The organism is Pseudomonas sp. FW305-3-2-15-E-TSA4, from assembly GCF_058787295.1.
In genome coordinates, this window is record NZ_JBYSZP010000026.1 from 29,070 (window position 1) to 47,931 (window position 18,862).

An 18,862-nucleotide genomic window follows, 5' to 3' on the forward strand; every position below is an offset into this window, starting at 1 on the left:
CCTGGCATCGCCCACCGTGATGCCGCTGGATGGATCAGGCCGGTCTCCGGGCTCATGAGCGGCGAATCGCCTGACTGCGCGCCTTCCCGCGTCGTCGACACAGTGGCTCAATGCACAGTTTTCACTCATTTACCGTTGCGGGGGCAGCGCCGGGATCGTGATCGTGCTTCGCCTGAAGACAACCCTCACCGGCTTCCCTGTTTCACTCTGTCGACACGCGTCACAGAGCACCTGAAACAAGCCGCGAAGGTTAGAGGGTTGGGGGTGGAGCGTCAATTAAAGAGGGGGCCGTCGGGCGAATAACTGCCGTCGATCAATTATCTGACGCCAATCTTGTGCCACACTGAGACAAGTGATATCAAAGAGCCATGCTTTTGTTTGAAAAAGCACACCACAACAATAAGGATGATGACGATGCAAGGCATGATCATCAGCAACCCGCGCCTGGAATTCCTGCGCCCGATGCTTGAACGCTGGTTTGACTGTATCGACCGCTACAACGCTGTACGCGGCGACAACGACACCCCTTACTGGCATGACGAGAAAGCCAATCTCGGCTTGCTCTCCGCGGCAGCCTGGATGGCCGAACTGGTGACCCTTTGCGATACCTCGACCCGAAAGCAGAACGAGGATGGCGAACGCAATGCCCGCGCCGATCTGTTCATCGCCGGCGCTGAAGACCGCGCCTACCTTCAGGCCACCCAGCGCTGGCCACGGGTCAACAACCTTAATCTGACCCAGGCCCTGCTGGACATCACCAGCGACGCCAAACGCATCAGCTTCGCCAGCGATCTCAAGCTCGGCTGCCTGTTCGTCGCCCCGCAAAAGGCCCAGCACAGCGCCAGCCCCGAAGAACTGCAGGACATGGTCGACGACCTGCAAAAGGAACACTGCTGCGCGGTGGCCTGGTATTTCCCCTACGCCTACCGCAAGTTGCGCAGCGAAGCGGGCAACTATCACCCGGGCGTCGCCGTGCTGTTCAAAGAGGCCCGCGGTTGAGCGGTTGAACCATCGGGTGCGCAAGCTCCTCTATGATTAGGCAAGCATTCATAGGGAAGATCAGTAATGCGCAAAACCCAACTCGCTCTCGTCATCGCCCTCGCCGGAGGGCTCGCCGCCTGCGGTGAATCCTCCAGCCTGCAAGTTTCTGACGGCACCGGCCCGTCACCGAAACTGCCTGAACCGAACAAAACCCTGATCCCGACGGTGAACATCGCCCCGGCGGTCGGCTGGCCTGCAGGCGGCAAACCGACCGCTGCGGCCGGCACGCAAGTCGCGGCATTCGCCGAAGGCCTCGATCACCCGCGCTGGCTCTACGTGCTGCCCAACGGTGACGTGCTGGTGGCGGAAACCAACGCTCCGCCCAAGCCTGACGACAGCAGCGGCATTCGTGGCTGGGTGATGAAGAAAGTCATGGGCAAGGCCGGCGCTGGTGTGCCGAGCCCGAACCGCATCACCCTGTTGCGCGACGCCGACCACGACGGCGTGGCCGAGACCCGCACGGTGTTTCTGCAAAATCTCAATTCGCCGTTTGGCATGACCCTGGTCGGTAACGATTTGTACGTCGCTGACACCGATCGCCTGCTGCGCTTCCACTACGAATCCGGCGCGACCGAGATCAAGACCCAGCCGATCAAAGTCACCGACCTGCCGGGCGGCACCCTGAACCATCACTGGACCAAGAACGTCATCGCCAGCAAGGACGGCAACAAGCTGTACGTCACCGTCGGCTCGAACAGCAACGTCGGCGAGAATGGTCTGGATAAAGAAGAAGGACGTGCGGCGATCTGGGAAGTGGATCGCGCCACCGGCAACCACCGGATCTTCGCCTCGGGCATTCGCAACCCCAACGGCCTGGCGTGGGAACCCACCACAGGCGCGCTGTGGACAGCAGTCAACGAACGTGACGAGATCGGCAGCGATCTGGTGCCGGACTACATCACCTCGGTCAAGGACGGTGGCTTCTATGGCTGGCCATTCAGCTACTACGGTCAGCACGTGGATGTGCGGGTGAAGCCGCAGAATCTGGATCTGGTGGCCAAGGCTATCGCCCCGGACTACGCCGTCGGCCCGCATACCGCCTCGCTGGGCCTGACCTTCGCTGAAGGCAACAGCCTGCCGGCGCAGTTCAAGGAGGGCGCGTTCATCGGCCAGCACGGCTCGTGGAACCGTAAACCGCACAGTGGCTATAAAGTGATTTTCGTACCATTCGCCGCCGGCAAGCCGAATGGAGCACCGGTGGATGTGCTCACCGGTTTCCTCGACAAGGACGAGAACGCTTTGGGTCGCCCGGTAGGCGTGGTGATCGACCAGCAAGGTGGTTTGCTGGTGGCGGATGATGTGGGGAACAAGGTTTGGCGGGTTTCGTCTGCCAAGTAACTTTTGCCTGACCTGAAACAACTGTGGGAGCGAACCTGCTCGCGAATGCGTAGTGTCAGCCTCCATTGGGTTGACTGATACAGCGCTTTCGCGAGCAGGCTCGCTCCCACATTGGAATGGCTGCGATTTTTACTACGGGTTATGCGCCAGATGCTCCGGCTGCAACACCCGCTTGGCACTCAGGTACGCCTTCTGCCAGTACGCCTTCGACAGACTGTCCAGCTTCACCGTGCCGCCGGTGGCTGGCGCGTGCACGAAGCGCCCTTCGCCGACGTAGATTCCCGCATGGCTGACCTGCGAGCCGCCATTGGTGGCAAAGAAGATCAGGTCGCCAGTCTGCAAACCCTCTTTGCCGACATTTGGCGCCTGCATCACGATCATCTCGCGGGTGGAGCGCGGCAAGGAGATACCGGCGGCATCGCGGTAGACGAAACCGATCAGACCACTGCAATCAAACCCGGAATCCGGTGTGTTGCCGCCCCAGCGATAAGGCGTGCCAACCAGACCCAGCGCGCGAAACAGCACGTCTTCAGCAGCAGGCGAAAAAGCTTGGGAAGGCCCGAATACCACCGGAGCGCGTACCACTGGCGCAGGCGGCGGAGTGCGGCTGGCGCAGGCGCTGAGCAGCGCTGCGAAGAAAATCACTGTGAGGCGGGCCGACATCGTCATAAGCAGAACATCCTGATCTGGCTGCGGCTTTCTCTGCCGAATGGACAGAAACAAAACCGCCTGCGGAGCACGCAGGCGGTTTGCCATCAATATAGATACAGGATTCTAGCGGCTACGCGGCAAACTTCAAGTAAGACTTTAACTTCACCTTGTAAAGTCTAGGTCTACTCCCTTGCCGGGCACAGTTTTTGTCGCCACGGACGTGGCGACAACGGGGGAATTACTTGCGAGCGGTGACCACGGTCGGAGCCATCGCGAGGGCGCGCTTGGCTTCGATGAAGGTCTTGCTCCAGTAGCTGTCACCCAGGCTGTCGATGCGAACACCGCCGCTGCGACGACTGCTGGAGTGGATGAACTGATTGTCACCCAGGTAAATCCCGGCGTGGCTTACACGACCGCGACGACCATTGGTAGCGAAGAACAGCAGATCGCCGGGCTCAAGGTTGCCGCGCGAGACCAGAGGCGCATCCACGTTGATCATTTCACGGGTGGAGCGCGGCAGATTCATGCCGGCTTCTTCGCGGAACAGATAACCGATGAAACCGCTGCAGTCGAAGCCGGCTTCAGAGGTGCCGCCGAAACGGTAACGGGTACCGATCAGGGACATGCCGCGTTCAAGGATACTGTCGGCCAGAACCGGAAGCTCGTACGGCTTCTTGTTGAAGTCCGAGAGTTCTTTTTCGGTGTCCAGCTCTTCCTGGTAAATAACGGAAGACTGGGCAGTGGCAGAATTTTTAACCTGCTGAGGCTGCTCTTGAACTGGAGAATGAGCAGCGCAACCGAACAACAGGGTGACGAGTGCGAGAGGCACGAGGGGTGCGAAGCGATTTAGCATGGGCACGACCGTGGCTGAAGTTGTAAAGAAGTCGAGACTATGCCCGCTATCGGCCTCATTTGCAAATTCAATCGATCTTTTTGTGACTTCCCGGTTTCTCGTTTACATCTAAGCGCTTAAGCCCATTTGACTCGATACGCGGTCTGCATGCGTTGCGGAAACGCGGATTTTCTGGCGCCTGAAATATGTCGAAACGTGCTGAAAGCCTCGTATTTCAAGGGCTGGCTACCAACCAAGGGTCTCTTTCAGGAACGGAATCGTCAGCTTGCGTTGCGCCTGCAGCGAGGCCTGATCCAGCTGTTCGAGCAGGTCGAACAATGCACTCATGCTGCGGGTGCCGCGAGTCAGAATAAAGTGTCCGACTTCATCGGTCAGATGCAGACCGCGACGCGACGCGCGCAATTGCAGGGCACGCAATTTGTCTTCATCGGAGAGCGGCCGCATCTGGAAGATCAGCGCCAGGGTCAGGCGCGATTTGAGGTCAGCCAGTTTCACCGGCAGCTCGCGCGGCGAGGTTGAAGCGGCAATCAGCAAACGTCGACCGCTGTCACGCAGGCGGTTGAACAGATGAAACATCGCCTCTTCCCAGTCCGGCTTGCCGGCAATCACCTGCAAGTCATCCAGGCAGACCAGTTCGTACTGCTCAAGGTTGTCGAGGATTTCGATACCACGATCCATCAGCTCGGCCAGCGGCAGATACACCGCCGGTTCACCCATCTGCTCGAAACGCAGACACGCCGCCTGCAACAGATGCGTACGCCCTACCCCATGCTTGCCCCACAGGTAGATGAGGCTTTCGGTCCAGCCGGCGTCGGCTTCGCATAGGCGCTCGACATAGCCGAGTGCAGCGGCATTGGCGCCTGGGTAGTAGTTGATGAAGGTGGCGTCGTCACGCAGACGCACACCTAGGGGCAGCTGAATCGGTTTCATGCTGACTGAACAGTTCTCAAGGAACCGTTAGTGGCCTCTGTGTAAAGTTTGCGAAGTTTATACCCGTGAAGCTGAGCGCACAATGCGACAGACCCCAAGCAAAATCAAAGGTTTGCGTTAACACGCTGGTTTTATGACAGTTTCTCTGACGCGGTATCGAACGAACCCGCCGCAAAACCCGGGCCAACCCGGCACAATGCCGGACCGCCCGTGATCGGATTACAACTCGGGCTCATCTGCCCCGCTGTAAATATCCGAGTCCTTGTACAAATCGTGCACGTGACGCACCAGCACCATGATCACCGCCGCCACCGGCAATGCCAGCAGCACTCCGGTAAAGCCGAACAGCTCGCCGCCGGCCAGGATCGCGAAGATCACCGCCACCGGATGCAGGCCGATCCGGTCGCCGACCAGCAGCGGCGTCAGCACCATGCCTTCCAGCGCCTGCCCGACCATGAACACCGCAACGATGCCGATCATCGGGTACAGGTCGCCACCGAACTGGAACAGCCCGGCAATCAGCGCCGCGCCAATACCGATCACAAAACCCATGTACGGCACGATGGCCGCGAGGCCTGCGATCAGGCCGATCAACAGCCCCAATTCCAGACCAACAATCATCAGACCCGCTGCGTAGATCACGCCCAGCGCCAGCATCACCAGCAACTGTCCGCGCACGAACGCGCCGAGCACTTCGTGGCACTCACCGGCGAGCGAGACGATGGTTTCTTCACGATCACGCGGCAGCAGGCTGCGGATCTTGGCCATCATCACGTCCCAGTCGCGCAGCAGATAAAAACTCACCACTGGGATCAGCACCAGATTCGCCAGCCAGCCGATCAGCGCCAGACTCGAGGCCGTCGCCTGACTCAGCACCACACCGACGATGTCAGTGGTCTGCCCCATGTGTTCGCTGATCGCCACCTTGACCTTGTCGAACTTCCAGAAGCCGTCAGACAGGCCCAGCTTCGATTGCGCCCACGGCAGCGCCGTGTGCTGCAGCCAGTCAAGCATTTGCGGCGCCAACTCATACAAACGCACCAACTGCTTGGCAAGCATGGGCACCAGCACCAACAGCAACGTGGTGACGATCAGAGTGAACAAGGCGAACACCGCGATCACACCCCAGGTTCGCGACAAACCGAGTTTCTCCAACCGATCCACCAGCGGATCGAACAGATACGCCAGCAGCAACGCCACCAGAAACGGCGTGAGGATCGGATGCAGCAACCACACAAACGCGCAAAGCAGGACTACCCCACCGAGCCAGAACCAACGCCGCGTATCGGCCATTTACCACTCCCACTGCTTCTATATAAGGAAAGACTTACCAGCGAAACCGCAACGAAGGTGCTACCGGTGCAGGCGCTGGAGCCGCAACAGGCGCTGCACCTGCCACCGCTGGCTGCGGCGCTGCCACTGGCGTCGGTGCTTCGGCCGGCAACTCCTGCAACTTCGCCAACGACAACTGCGCGCGCAACTGATCGGCACTGCCGTTGACCCGATACACGATGCGATGACCATCGACACTTTGCAGACGCACACCGAAGGGTTCGAGTAACCGCAGCAGCGTGGCGTAATGCTCAAGATTCATGCCCTGCACTTCGAGGGTCTGTTGGCCCGAAGCGCCAGGCTTGGCGACAAAGCGCGGCGCCAGACGCTCGGCCACCGCCAGCATCACGGCATCGGCCACGGCAGCCTGATCGGCGCCCTGCACACTGCCGGCCTCTTTCTGATCGCCCAGCCACAGATGCCACTTGGCCTGCCACTGCCCGCCCTCTTCGTGCGCATGCACCGCCAGCAAGGCATCCGCGCCGTAACGCTCTGAAGCACCGCGCAATGGCGCGGGATCGGTGCCATCCAGCACTGGCGCGGTGGCCACCAGTTGCTCACTCAGATCCGCCAGCGGCAGACGCAGCGGCAAGCCGCGATGCTGAGCCGCAGAACGCAATGGTGCAGCCGCTGCCTGACCGTCGCCGACCAGGCTCGAACCTTCAGTCGAATCGTTCAGCCACCAGCTCAGAATCGACGGCCGACTCGCCCCCCACAATGACAGCCCGGCCCGGCGCAGCGCCTGCTCGGTGGTGGCCGGATCGAAATCGACCTTGAGCACCTCCGGCGGCCCGGCATCGAAACCGAACTGACTGATGATCTGCTGCGGATCCTTGCGAATCGCTGCCAGCCCCGGATTCTGCGGAGCCTTGGGGTCACCGGTCAGGCGCAACACCAGCGTATCGAGCGCCGCCTGCGTGGCGCGATCACGCTCTTCCGGCGCCTGGCTGCTGACTGGCTGGCGCACTTGATAGAGACCTTTGAGGTTTTCGGCATGACTCGCCAAGCTGACCAACGACAAACAACCCACAACCAACAATTTACAAAAACGCATGGAAAATTCCCGTCGACAGGAGCGGCTGGAACAGGCCGCGTGAACCGGTTAAGCAAGGCTGTGACAATCTGCCATCGCAAAACATTCACACGCTAGCGGTAAGTTTTTGCACAGTGATAACGATAGACGGTTAATCGGCACACCTTATACAGGCAGCCGCCCGGCACAATTGCAAAAAATTTCAGTCGATTATGCCCCTGCCCGTCGGCGCGAGGATGGCCGCTGCCCCTCAAGCCTGATAAAATCGCGCGCCTTCGCAGACCGGCAACAGCCGGGCACCCCGAAATTCGCGTAAGGCCATCGCCCTCTCGATTTCGATGTTCCCGCTGAACTCGGTCGTTACCCCTGAATCCCCTCCCCTAAAGGCCTGGATCATGAGCAAGCAACCCTCCCTGAGCTACAAGGACGCCGGTGTAGACATCGACGCCGGTGAAGCATTGGTCGAACGCATCAAGAGCGTCGCCAAGCGCACTGCGCGCCCGGAAGTCATGGGCGGCCTGGGCGGTTTCGGCGCCCTCTGCGAGATCCCGGCCGGTTACAAACAGCCGGTGCTGGTTTCCGGTACTGATGGCGTCGGCACCAAGCTGCGCCTGGCGCTGAACCTGAACAAGCACGACAGCATCGGCCAGGACCTGGTCGCCATGTGCGTCAACGATCTGGTGGTGTGCGGCGCAGAACCGCTGTTCTTCCTCGACTACTACGCCACCGGCAAGCTGAACGTCGACGTAGCTGCCACCGTGGTCACCGGTATCGGTGCAGGCTGCGAACTGGCTGGCTGCTCCCTGGTCGGCGGCGAAACCGCTGAAATGCCTGGCATGTACGAAGGCGAAGACTACGATCTGGCCGGCTTCTGCGTCGGCGTCGTGGAAAAAGCCGAAATCATCGACGGCTCGAAAGTCGCCACCGGTGACGCACTGATCGCCCTGCCATCGTCCGGCCCGCACTCCAACGGCTACTCGCTGATCCGCAAGATCATCGAAGTGTCGGGTGCCGACATTGAAACCGTTCAGCTCGACGGCAAGCCACTGACCGAACTGCTGATGGCCCCGACCCGCATCTACGTGAAGCCGCTGCTCAAGCTGATCAAAGACACCGGCGCGGTCAAAGCCATGGCCCACATCACCGGTGGCGGCCTGCTGGACAACATTCCGCGCGTTCTGCCAAAAGGCGCTCAGGCCGTGGTTGACGTGGCCAGCTGGACTCGCCCGGCGGTCTTCGACTGGCTGCAAGAGAAAGGCAACGTCGACGAGACCGAAATGCACCGCGTACTGAACTGCGGCGTCGGCATGGTGATCTGCGTGGCTCAGGAGCACGTTGAAGTGGCCCTGAACACCCTGCGTGATGCCGGCGAGCAGCCTTGGGTCATCGGCCAGATCGCTGCCGCTGCCGAAGGCGCTGCCCAGGTTGATCTGCAGAACCTTAAGGCTCATTAATGTCCGCAACCTGTGATGTCGTGGTGCTGTTGTCCGGCACCGGCAGTAACTTGCAGGCTCTGATCGACAGCACGCGGACCGGCGACAGCCCGGTCCGCATCGCTGCGGTGATTTCCAACCGCGCCGACGCCTACGGCCTGCAACGCGCCAGTGACGCGGGTATCGCCACCCGCTCGCTGGATCACAAGGCTTTCGAAGGTCGCGAGGCCTTCGATGCTGCCCTGATCGAACTGATCGACGAATTCAAACCGAAACTCGTGGTACTGGCCGGCTTCATGCGCATTCTCAGCGCTGATTTCGTGCGTCACTACCAGGGTCGCCTGCTCAATATCCACCCGTCGCTGCTGCCCAAATACAAAGGGTTACACACTCATCAGCGCGCGCTGGAGGCCGGCGATGCCGAGCACGGCTGCTCCGTGCACTTCGTCACCGAGGAACTCGATGGTGGACCACTGGTCGTACAGGCAGTAATACCGGTAGAGTTGCACGACACGCCGCAGACACTTGCGCAGCGAGTGCATGTCCAGGAACACCTGATCTACCCGATGGCTGTACGCTGGTTTGGCGAAGGCCGACTGGCACTCGGTGAGCAAGGTGCTTTACTGGATGGCCAGTTACTCGCGGCCAGCGGCCACTTGATTCGACACTAGGAGATTTTATGCGTCGCGCCCTGCTCTTCGCTTGCGCTCTGCTCGCCCTGCCTTTCGCGCAGGCGGCAGACCTTCAACCGTTCTCCGCCAGCTACACCGCCGACTGGAAACAGTTGCCCATGAGCGGCACCGCCGAACGCAGCCTGACCAAGGAAGCCAACGGTGTCTGGAAACTCAGCTTCAAGGCGTCGATGATGATCGCCAGCCTGACCGAAGAAAGCACGCTGACCCTGGACAAGGACACCCTGCTGCCACAGTCCTACCACTTCGAACGTGGTGGTCTGGGCAAAGCAAAAAAGGCTGATCTGGACTTCGACTGGAACAGCAAGATGGTCACCGGCACTGACCGGGGCGACGCGGTGAAGATCCCGCTGAACCGTGGCATGGTCGACAAGTCGACCTACCAGTTGGCGCTGCAGCATGACGTGGCCGCCGGCAAAAAGACCATGAGCTATCAGGTGGTCGACGACGGTGAAGTCGACACCTATGACTTCCGTGTATTGGGTGCCGAGAAAGTCGACACCAAGGCCGGCAAGATCGATGCAATCAAGGTCGAGCGCGTGCGCGACCCGACACAAAGCAAGCGCATCACGGTGCTGTGGTTCGCCAAGGACTGGGATTACCTGCTGGTGCGCCTGCAACAGGTTGAAACCGATGGCAAGGAGTACAACATCATGCTCCAGGACGGCACGGTCAACGGCAAAACCGTTAAAGGCAGCTGATCCGCCGCTACAACGAAAAGCCCCGCAATTGCGGGGCTTTTTTATGCCTGCAGTTTTCGCGACGACACATATCCCCTGTGGGAGCGAGCTTGCTCGCGAAGGCGTCAGTTCAGCCGACTTGTTTATGGCTGATACACAGCTTTCGCGAGCAGGCTCGCTCCCACAGGGTTCAGCTCGATCTTCGAGGGTCAGATCAGACCGAAAATTTGGCCACCATATTGTTCAAATCCACCGCCAGCCGCGACAACTCCTGGCTTGCCGCACTGGTCTGATTTGCCCCCGCCGAAGTCTGCATCGCCAGATCGCGGATGTTCATCAGGTTGCGGTCCACCTCCCGCGCCACCGCTGCCTGCTCTTCCGAGGCGCTGGCGATCACCAGGTTGCGCTCGTTGATCAAGGTGAACGCCGAGGCAATTTCCTCCAGCGCCAAACCCGCAGCCTTGGCCAGTTCCAGAGTCGAATTGGCGCGGACGCTGCTCTGTTGCATCGAACTGACCGCCGAATCGGTGCCCTGCTGGATGCCACCGATCATCTGCTCGATTTCCTGGGTCGATTGCTGGGTGCGATGGGCCAGCGCCCGCACCTCATCGGCCACCACCGCGAAGCCACGCCCGGCATCCCCGGCCCGCGCCGCCTCAATCGCTGCGTTCAGTGCCAGCAGATTGGTCTGCTCGGCAATCGAGCGGATCACGTCGAGCACTTTGCTGATGCCGTGAACCTTCTGCGCCAGATCCTCGACCTGCGTTGCATTGGACGTGACGTCGTCAGCCAGGGACTGGATCGAAGTCACCGTCTGGTTGACCTGCTCGCGCCCATGCTGGGCAATCCGGTCAGACTCGCGCGACGCCTCGGAAGTCGCCACGGCGTTGCTCGCGACCTCTTCCACGGCAGCGGTCATCTGATTGACCGCCGTGGCGGCCTGCTCGATCTCCAGGCTTTGCTGATGCAGCCCGCGCGTGGCGTCCTCGGTGACGCAACTGAGTTCCTCCGAGGCTGACGCCAACTGGCTGGACGACTCGGAAATCTGCCGGATGGTGTCGCGCAGGTTGTGCTGCATGCTTTTCAGCGCCTGCAGCAGCCGCGCCGGTTCGTCCTTGCCGGAGATGTTGATATCGCCCGTCAGATCACCGCCGGCCACCACTTCCGCCACGCCCAGTGATTGCGCCAGCGGCAGGACGATGCTGCGGGTCAGCAGCAGCGCCAGACCGATGGTGATCAGCGCGGTGATGCCAATCATCACCCCGACCCACACCCGCGAATTGATGAAAACCAGGCGCGCGGCTTCGGTGGCAAGGTTGGCGTTGTGCTTGTTCAGCTCGACCAACTCCTTCAGGGTGGCCGCCATGTCGTCGGCCAACGGGCTCATTTCACCGTTGAGAATCGCCGCCGCCTCCTCCACCCGATTCTGTGCGGACAACTGCATGACCTGCGCCTGAAACTCCAGGTACTTGTGCTCGGCGACCTTGAAGCGGTCGAACAACTTGCGCTCTTCGGGCAGCACGATCAACACGTCATAGCGTTGTTGCGCTTCGCTCAACACACCGCGCAGGTCATTGAGCTTGGCGACATTCTGCGCCAGCGCCTGCGGGTCGCGATTGAGCAGCAGGCGCATGGTCAGCGCACGCAGGCGCAACATGTCCTGACTCATCTCGCCGACCGCCATGACGCTCGGCAGCCAGTTGTTGTCGACCTCATCAGACTGGGCGCGCATGTTCGCCATTTGCAGCAGGGCGAACGCCCCCAGGGCAAACACCATCAGCGCCAACACACCAAAACCCAGGCCGGCTCGCGGCGCGATATTGAGACTACGGATGCTCATGACTCTGGTTCCTTCCAAAAGCGCTGCATCAACCCTGCAGCTGGTTGCTTTAGAAGGTATCGGCCCGGCGAAAATTTGCGTAAGACCAAAAGGTGATATCAAAACGCCTCGATACTTCGAACCCTCGGCATTAACGATTCAGCGCGGTTTCCCGGACTTTGCCGCTGTTCGCGGCAATATCGCCAGGAAGTTATCCCGGGCGACCTTACGCGCAATTTCTTCAGGCAAGGCATCAAGGAACGGCGTGAAGCTGCGCATTTCCTGACCGAGCTTGATGAAACGGCCTACAACATCCGAGCCGATCATGAACCGATCAGGGTATTTCTCGACCAAGGCCAGCCATTCCGCACGCGGCTTGCCCTGCTCGTCCAGCAGGTACGGTGTCAGCATGCTCCACGACAGATCGATGTACAGATTCGGATAAGCCTCAAGCATCCGACTCACCGTGGGCAGGAGAAAATCCAGTTGCGTCTGGTGCCGATGAATTTCCGCGCTGGTGCCGGCGTGCGCCCAGATGAACCGGGTGTGCGGGTGATTACGCAGGGGTTCTTCGACTTCCTTCAGGTACAGCGGATTTTTCTCACGCTTGGAAGTGATGTTGGAATGCAGCATCACTGGCAGATCGTTTTCGGCAGCCAGGTGATAAATCCGCTTCATCGCCTCGTTATTGGCCCGTGGCGTGTCGCCGGCGGTCAACGCCGTCAAGTCATCATGGCGGGTGAACACTTCACCAATGCCCTGCCACAGCCCCGGATACAGATCGAGCATGCGCTGGATGTGCGCGGCGGAGTTCTTGTCATTGGGGTTGAAGCCCGACAGGAACGGATGAAAGTGCTGACGATGCTCCGGAGTCAGCTTTTGCACGGCATCGGCAACGATCACGTCCGTGGCGCTGTACCAGTAGGCATCGGCATCATCGCCGGCGTAATAACGCGGACGCTTGGGTTCGTCCTCGTGCCATTTCTTCGCCACGGGAATACCGGAAATCATCACATGGTCGATGGAATTGTCCTTCATCGCCGTGAGCAATTTCGCCATGCCGGCGGTTTCCTGGAAAAAATCCACGTAGTGCAGGTGCGCATCGCTGTAGGTGTAATCGCGGGCGCTGGCGCTACCGGCAAATGCCAGCAGGCAGGCAAGACTCAAACGAAACAAGGACACAAGTAATCTCCGGCAGGTAGGCATAGCCTAGACCCTGAGCCGATGACAAGGGTTCATCCTGCAGGAAAGTGGAACGCGGCTCTGTAGGAATGCTCTATAACTGCAAGGTCCTTTTTTGATCGCACGACTTTTTCCTACTGCCAGTGAGGTTGCCATGACTGTTACCGTCAATACCGTCTCCGCCGAAGGTTTTCGTCACACCGTACAGATCGATGACCACGAATTGTTTGCCGACGTGCCGAAGTCTGCCGGCGGCGAGGGCTCGGCCCCCGAGCCACACGACTACTTCGACGCCGCGCTCGGTGCCTGCAAGGCACTGACCCTGAAGATGTACGCAAAGAAGAAAGACATCCCGCTGACCGGCGTGGGTGTCGAGGTCAAACGCGACAACAGCGAAGAGCAAAAAGGCAAATACGCCCTGCACGTGACGCTTACCCTCAAGGGCGTCCTCACCGATGCCCAGCGTGAAGAACTGCTGCGCGTCGCCGATCGCTGCCCGATCCACAAACTGATGACCACCACCGACGTCAGCATCGAAACCCACGCCCCACAAGGCTTCGACAGCCAGTAATCACCCTCTTGCCAGCGGCGGGTTATGCTTCTGGCATCACCCGCTCAGCCTGGAATGCACCATGGATACGCAACCACTGATCATCCGCCCGCGCGCCGAAGACGTCGAAGGCCAGCCGATCCTGCGCCCGCTGCCGTCAGCCAAATGCCGTAGCGTCGGGCCTTTCGTGTTTTTCGACCACATGCTCGAAACGGTTTATCCGACGGGCAAAGGCATGAACATCCGACAGCATCCGCACATTGGTCTGTCGACCCTGACCTACCTCTTCGAAGGGCAGATCCAGCACAAGGACAGCCTTGGCTCCGATCAAGTGGTCAGCGCCGGCGATGTCAGCTGGATGACCGCCGGCAGTGCGATTGCCCATGTCGAGCGCACGCCCGAGCCGTTGTGGGCGCAAAGCTTCACGATGCACGGTTTGCAGATCTGGCTGGCTTCGCCCAAGGATCACGAGCAAGGTCCGGGACATTACAGCCATCACCCGGCGGCAACCTTGCCGGTCAGCGATAACCTTGGTGTGCAGATTCGGATGATCGCCGGGTCAGGCTTTTGCCTGGAATCACCGGTGCCGGTGCTTTCTCCTACGCTCTACGCCGAAGTGAAGATGCAGACCGCGACCACTTTGCTGATCCCGACCGAGCACGCGGAACGCGCGATTTATGTGCTGAGTGGCGATGCGCAGTTGAATGGCGAACCCCTCGAACCCCATGCGTTGGCGGTATTGCCGGCCGGGGAAGAGATGAGCCTGTTTGCCGAAAGCGATGTGCACGCAGTGGTGTTTGGCGGCGCTGCGCTGGACGGGCCACGGCGGATCAACTGGAATTTTGTCGCGAGCGATCCGGCAGCGATCGATGAGGCGCGGCGTAAGTGGGCGGCCGGGGATTGGCCGACGGTGCCGGGGGAAGTCGAGCGGATTGAATTACCGCGTTAAACCGCCGGCCCTCACCCCAGCCCTCTCCCAGGGGGAGAGGGAGCCGACCGAGGTGTCTTGCATTATACATCGACCTGAAACACCGAGTCGATTATGGATTCAACAATGCAAGTTCAGGTCGGCGTAGCTCTGAAATATGCCCCAATCGATCCCCTCTCCCTTCGGGAGAGGGTTAGGGTGAGGGGGCTTTTAGCTTTCCAGGCTTCAGCCCTTGAACACTTCTTCCAGCAAGTCATGCATCGACTTGAACGCTCGCCTGGCAGTCTTCGCGTCGTACATCATCTTGCCCGGCACATTGGCATGCGGATCGGTGAACGAATGCACCGCACCGCCATAGCTGAGCAACTGCCAATCGACCTTCGCCGCGTTCATTTCTTCTTCGAACGCCGGCAATTGCTCTTTCGGCACCAATGGATCGGAAGCACCGTGCAATACCAACACTGAACCCTTGATGTTCTTGGCATCCGCCGGGTTCGGCGAATCCAGCGTGCCATGGAACGACACCGCAGCCTTCACCGGCGCACCGGTACGGGCCAGATCCAGCGCACAGCAACCACCGAAGCAGAACCCGAACACCGCCAGTTTTGAGGTATCAACCGCCGCCTCACCCTGCTTCTGCAACTGCTCGAACGCTGCCTGCATGCGCTTGCGCAGCAGTGCGCGGTCGTTCTTCAGCGGCATCATCGCCGCGCCGGCCTCGTCAGCGTTCTGCGGACGTACTGCCTGGCCATACACGTCAGCAATCAACACCACGTAGCCCTTGGCCGCGACCGATTTGGCGATTTCTTCCGCCCCGGCGCTGACGCCCATCCAGTTCGGCGCCATCAGCAGGCCCGGGCGCGCGCCCTTGTGCTCGGTGTCGAACGCCAGACGACCTTCATAGGGCTGGCCATCCAGCTGATAGACCACGGAACGTACAGTAACTTGGCTCATTTCTGACTCCTGATTAGTTAAACACCAGAATGAAAAAACCCGCCGAAGCGGGTTTTTCTACAACGTGATCAAGCTGACAGTTCAACCAGCAGCTTGTTCAGACGGGTCACGTACGCGGCCGGGTCTTTCAAGCTTTCGCCAGCCGCCAGAGCGGCCTGATCGAAGAGGATGTGCGACAGGTCGCCAAAACGCCCTTCGTTCTGCTCGCCGTCGAGTTTCTCGATCAGCGGGTGGCTCGGGTTGAATTCGAAAATCGGCTTCGACTCCGGCACTTTCTGCCCGCTGGCTTCGAGGATCTGGCGCATTTGCAGGCCCAGGTCCTGTTCGCCGATGGCCAGAATGGCTGGCGAATCGGTCAGACGGTGAGAGACGCGAACCTCGGCAACGGAGTCGCCCAGCGCGGTTTTCAGGCGCTCGACCAGACCTTCTTTGGACTTGGCGACTTCTTCTGCAGCTTTCTTGTCCTCTTCCGAGTCCAGGTTGCCCAGATCAAGGTCACCGCGTGCCACGTCGACAAAGGTCTTGCCGTCGAATTCGCTGAGGTAGCTCATCAGCCACTCGTCGATGCGATCGGTCAGCAGCAGCACTTCGATGCCTTTCTTGCGGAAGACTTCCAGGTGCGGGCTGTTCTTGACCTGCGCGTAGGTTTCGCCGGTGAGGTAGTAGATCTTGTCCTGACCTTCCTTGGCGCGCGCCAGGTAGTCAGCCAGACCGACAACTTGCTCGCCGTCGTCGCCTTGAGTCGATGCGAAACGCAGCAGACCGGCAATTTTTTCCTTGTTGGCGAAATCTTCGGCCGGGCCTTCTTTCATGACCTGACCGAAGTTTTTCCAGAAGCCCTTGTATTGCTCAGGCTCGTTCTTCGCCAGTTTTTCCAGCATGTCCAGCACGCGCTTGGTCAGCGCCGACTTCATCGAGTCGATGATCGGGTCTTTCTGCAGGATTTCCCGCGACACGTTCAGCGACAGGTCGTTGGAATCGACCACGCCCTTGATGAAGCGCAGGTACAGCGGCAGGAACGACTCGGCCTGATCCATCACGAACACGCGCTGCACGTACAGCTTCAGGCCTTTCGGCGCTTCACGCTGGTACAGGTCGAACGGCGCACGGGCCGGCACGTACAGCAGCGAGCTGTACTCGAGCTTGCCTTCGACCTTGTTGTGGCTCCAGGCCAGCGGGTTTTCGAAGTCGTGAGCGATGTGCTTGTAGAACTCCTGGTATTCCTCGTCCTTCACTTCAGTGCGCGGACGGGTCCACAGGGCGCTGGCGCGGTTGACGGTTTCCCATTCAACGGCAGGCTTCTCTTCGCCTTCAGCGGCAGTGACTTCTTTCGGCAGCTCGATCGGCAGCGCGATGTGGTCGGAGTATTTCTTGATGATGTTGCGCAGACGCCAGCCGTCGGCGAATTCGTCTTCAGCGGATTTCAGGTGCAGGACGATGCGGGTGCCGCGTTCTGGCTTGTCGATGGTGGCGACTTCGAACTCGCCCTCGCCTTTCGAAGACCAGTGCACGCCTTCGCTGGCAGGGGTGCCGGCGCGACGGGAATACACATCAACCTGGTCGGCAACGATGAACGCCGAATAGAAGCCGACACCGAATTGGCCGATCAGGTGCGAATCTTTCTTCTGATCGCCCGAGAGATTCTTCATGAAATCGGCGGTGCCCGACTTGGCGATGGTCCCCAGGTGGGTGATCACATCGTCACGGTTCATGCCGATACCGTTGTCTTCGAGGGTGACGGTCTTGGCGTCCTTGTCGAAGCTCACACGGATTTTCAGTTCAGCGCCACCTTCGAGCAACTCAGGCTTGGCCAGGGCTTCGAAGCGCAGCTTGTCGACAGCGTCAGAGGCGTTCGAGATCAATTCGCGAAGGAAGATTTCCTTGTTGGAATACAGCGAATGGATCATGAGGTGCAGCAGCTGCTTTACCTCGGTCTGGAAGCCCAGGGTTTCCTTTTGAGTTTCCACACTCATGGTCATCAAACTCCAATCAGATGGCAGTGGCCGCGACCTTGAGGGTCGGCGGCGGGTTGTTCACTGAGTTGGGGGCAGCGTTCAGGATTTCAAGGGCTCATCAATTTTGAAATGTGCACGAGCGGTGGCAATCGGTTCGCTCTCGGTGCTTTGCCAGGCCGTGATGGCGACGTTGGCCACGCGCCGCCCCTGGCGACAGACCTGACATTTGGCCCAAGTGTCGCGAAACTGCCCGGCGCGCAGATAATCCAGAGAAAAGTCGATGATCTTCGGCACCCCGGGCGAACCGGTGAAGATCAGCAAATGTAACGCGGCCGCCAGCTCCATAAACCCGGCAATCACCCCGCCATGGATCGCCGGCAATAAAGGGTTACCAATGTTGTCCTTGTTCGCCGGCAGCTTGAACAGCAATTCATCGCCGACCCGGGAACATTCGACGCCGATCAGCCCTGCATAAGGAATCAGTTGCAGCAACGGCGCGTAATCGCCCTGAGCGTGAGCCTGCAGCAGCTGTTGCTTCCAGTCATCGCTCATCGATTCTCTCCTTTGACCTTGCCGCCAAATCCCTGGGTGCCTTTCAGGTTTTTGCCCATGCGCATGAAAGTGCCGACGACATGGGCGATTGGCTGATTCGGGTCATCCTGATAAGCAAAGCCGCGAGCGAAGATCACATCGGTGGTGACCCGGTAACACTGGGCAAAGCCATAGACGTCCTTGTTCGGCTCGGCGGCGTGCATGTAGTCGATACGCAGGTCCAGGGTCGGGCAGACTTCGAACTCCGCCAGCACGCACAACGTGGACATGCCGCACGCGGTGTCCATCAGCGAAGTAATGGCACCGCCGTGGATGACCCCGGTCTGTGGATTGCCGACGATTTGCGCGCTGTACGGCAACCTCACCGTCAGCCCTTCGCTGCTGGCGCTGTGTACCGTCAAACCGAGCACCTGACAATGGCGCAGGGCCGAAAGAAATCGTGTCGCGCGCTCAAAAACGGGGTTTTCAGCCATTTGATAATTACTCTCGTTAGAGCCTTTTGCCAGTAGTAGGAAATGCTGCAAAAGTTCCACTAAAAAACAAACTTATATATCTGAACGAAATGAGGAACTTAACCTTTGGCGCTGCGCTCTTAAGGCCAGTAGTTATTTTCCATAAGGAGAAACACCCCATGCGTAAGACTTTAGCTATTGCCTTGATGTTGACCGCTTCCCTCGGTCTCGCTGCCTGCGATAAAAAATCCGAGGACAAAGCTCAAGATGCAAACCAACATGCTGAGCAAGCTCAGCAAGACATGAACAAAGCTCAGGATAAAGTGAACGACGCAGCAAAAGAAAACGCCGAAGCTGCCAAAGCTCAGGCCGAATCGAATCAAGCTGCTCAGGAAGAAGCTGCCAAGAAGCAATAATTGCGACTTGATGCAGAAAAAGAAAACCCGCCAAGTGCGGGTTTTCTTTTGCCTGTGATTTTTTGTCAGTC

At 59.5% G+C, this 18,862-nt stretch carries 19 protein-coding genes and 1 riboswitch; of the genes, 8 read left to right on the forward strand and 11 right to left on the reverse strand.

The features are described from left to right. Positions 1-20 precede the first annotated feature (20 nt). A riboswitch (cobalamin riboswitch) is annotated at positions 21-250 on the reverse strand. A 164-nt stretch (positions 251-414) separates the two neighbouring features. Both AC3WMV_RS26575 and AC3WMV_RS26580 read left to right on the forward strand, forming a co-directional pair. Then, complete coding sequence (locus AC3WMV_RS26575) at positions 415-999, forward strand: hypothetical protein (RefSeq protein ID WP_103369309.1); 585 nt, start codon at positions 415-417, stop codon at positions 997-999. Positions 1,000-1,065: 66 nt separating this feature from the next. Beyond that, the gene (locus tag AC3WMV_RS26580; protein WP_103369308.1) at positions 1,066-2,379 is read left to right on the forward strand and encodes a PQQ-dependent sugar dehydrogenase; all 1,314 of its coding nucleotides are present in this window, start codon (positions 1,066-1,068) and stop codon (positions 2,377-2,379) included. Between the two features lie 132 nt (positions 2,380-2,511). On the opposite strand, the gene AC3WMV_RS26585 is transcribed toward AC3WMV_RS26580, so the two are convergent. From AC3WMV_RS26585 to AC3WMV_RS26605, 5 genes are all read right to left on the reverse strand, one after another. Continuing rightward, the gene (locus AC3WMV_RS26585) at positions 2,512-3,048 is read right to left on the reverse strand and encodes a C40 family peptidase (RefSeq protein WP_027614054.1); all 537 of its coding nucleotides are present in this window, start codon (positions 3,046-3,048) and stop codon (positions 2,512-2,514) included. Between the two features lie 220 nt (positions 3,049-3,268). Continuing rightward, the gene (locus AC3WMV_RS26590; RefSeq protein WP_007962885.1) at positions 3,269-3,883 is read right to left on the reverse strand and encodes a C40 family peptidase; all 615 of its coding nucleotides are present in this window, start codon (positions 3,881-3,883) and stop codon (positions 3,269-3,271) included. A gap of 225 nt (positions 3,884-4,108) precedes the next feature. Beyond that, positions 4,109-4,813, reverse strand: coding sequence for a DnaA regulatory inactivator Hda (gene hda / locus AC3WMV_RS26595; protein ID WP_025111852.1), 705 nt, complete (start codon positions 4,811-4,813; stop codon positions 4,109-4,111). A gap of 219 nt (positions 4,814-5,032) precedes the next feature. Beyond that, positions 5,033-6,106: an AI-2E family transporter gene (locus AC3WMV_RS26600; protein WP_103369307.1), complete on the reverse strand. Its 1,074-nt coding sequence runs from the start codon at positions 6,104-6,106 to the stop codon at positions 5,033-5,035. A 34-nt stretch (positions 6,107-6,140) separates the two neighbouring features. Next, positions 6,141-7,199: a DUF2066 domain-containing protein gene (locus tag AC3WMV_RS26605; protein WP_103369306.1), complete on the reverse strand. Its 1,059-nt coding sequence runs from the start codon at positions 7,197-7,199 to the stop codon at positions 6,141-6,143. Positions 7,200-7,573: 374 nt separating this feature from the next. On the opposite strand from AC3WMV_RS26605, the gene purM reads away from it, so the two are divergent. The 3 genes from purM to AC3WMV_RS26620 are packed head-to-tail and all read left to right on the forward strand — an operon-like array spanning position 7,574 to position 10,004. Continuing rightward, a complete protein-coding gene (purM, locus tag AC3WMV_RS26610; protein ID WP_027614051.1) occupies positions 7,574-8,632 on the forward strand; it encodes a phosphoribosylformylglycinamidine cyclo-ligase in 1,059 nt (352 codons plus the stop codon). Then, entirely contained in the window at positions 8,632-9,282 is a 651-nt protein-coding gene (gene purN, locus AC3WMV_RS26615) for a phosphoribosylglycinamide formyltransferase (protein ID WP_103369305.1), read from the forward strand. Before purM ends, purN begins: the two co-directional genes overlap by 1 nt. Positions 9,283-9,290: 8 nt before the next feature. Continuing rightward, positions 9,291-10,004: a DUF3108 domain-containing protein gene (locus AC3WMV_RS26620; protein ID WP_007962880.1), complete on the forward strand. Its 714-nt coding sequence runs from the start codon at positions 9,291-9,293 to the stop codon at positions 10,002-10,004. Between the two features lie 193 nt (positions 10,005-10,197). On the opposite strand, the gene AC3WMV_RS26625 is transcribed toward AC3WMV_RS26620, so the two are convergent. Further along, positions 10,198-11,823 carry a methyl-accepting chemotaxis protein gene (locus tag AC3WMV_RS26625; RefSeq protein ID WP_103369304.1) on the reverse strand — a complete coding sequence of 542 codons (1,626 nt, stop codon included), beginning with the start codon at positions 11,821-11,823 and terminating at the stop codon, positions 10,198-10,200. Positions 11,824-11,961: 138 nt separating this feature from the next. Then, on the reverse strand, positions 11,962-13,008 hold the full coding sequence (locus AC3WMV_RS26630; RefSeq protein WP_103369303.1) for an amidohydrolase family protein: 1,047 nt from the start codon (positions 13,006-13,008) through the stop codon (positions 11,962-11,964). Positions 13,009-13,138: 130 nt separating this feature from the next. Here AC3WMV_RS26630 and AC3WMV_RS26635 point away from each other — a divergent pair, with 130 nt between their 5' ends. Together AC3WMV_RS26635 and AC3WMV_RS26640 are read left to right on the forward strand one after the other, a co-directional pair. Continuing rightward, entirely contained in the window at positions 13,139-13,555 is a 417-nt protein-coding gene (locus AC3WMV_RS26635; protein WP_027614046.1) for an OsmC family protein, read from the forward strand. Between the two features lie 61 nt (positions 13,556-13,616). Further along, complete coding sequence (locus AC3WMV_RS26640) at positions 13,617-14,483, forward strand: pirin family protein (RefSeq protein WP_103369302.1); 867 nt, start codon at positions 13,617-13,619, stop codon at positions 14,481-14,483. 204 nt (positions 14,484-14,687) lie between these two features. Here AC3WMV_RS26640 and AC3WMV_RS26645 read toward each other — a convergent pair whose 3' ends face one another. From AC3WMV_RS26645 to AC3WMV_RS26660, 4 genes are all read right to left on the reverse strand, one after another. After that, entirely contained in the window at positions 14,688-15,416 is a 729-nt protein-coding gene (locus tag AC3WMV_RS26645) for a dienelactone hydrolase family protein (protein WP_103369301.1), read from the reverse strand. Between the two features lie 68 nt (positions 15,417-15,484). Continuing rightward, entirely contained in the window at positions 15,485-17,389 is a 1,905-nt protein-coding gene (gene htpG, locus AC3WMV_RS26650) for a molecular chaperone HtpG (protein ID WP_007962872.1), read from the reverse strand. An 81-nt stretch (positions 17,390-17,470) separates the two neighbouring features. Beyond that, positions 17,471-17,923: a PaaI family thioesterase gene (locus AC3WMV_RS26655; RefSeq protein WP_103369300.1), complete on the reverse strand. Its 453-nt coding sequence runs from the start codon at positions 17,921-17,923 to the stop codon at positions 17,471-17,473. After that, a complete protein-coding gene (locus AC3WMV_RS26660) occupies positions 17,920-18,396 on the reverse strand; it encodes a PaaI family thioesterase (RefSeq protein ID WP_103369299.1) in 477 nt (158 codons plus the stop codon). The genes AC3WMV_RS26655 and AC3WMV_RS26660 overlap by 4 nt, the downstream gene beginning before the upstream one ends. Before the next feature lie 158 nt (positions 18,397-18,554). On the opposite strand from AC3WMV_RS26660, the gene AC3WMV_RS26665 reads away from it, so the two are divergent. Continuing rightward, a complete protein-coding gene (locus AC3WMV_RS26665) occupies positions 18,555-18,791 on the forward strand; it encodes a hypothetical protein (RefSeq protein ID WP_007962865.1) in 237 nt (78 codons plus the stop codon). Positions 18,792-18,862: the final 71 nt, after the last annotated feature.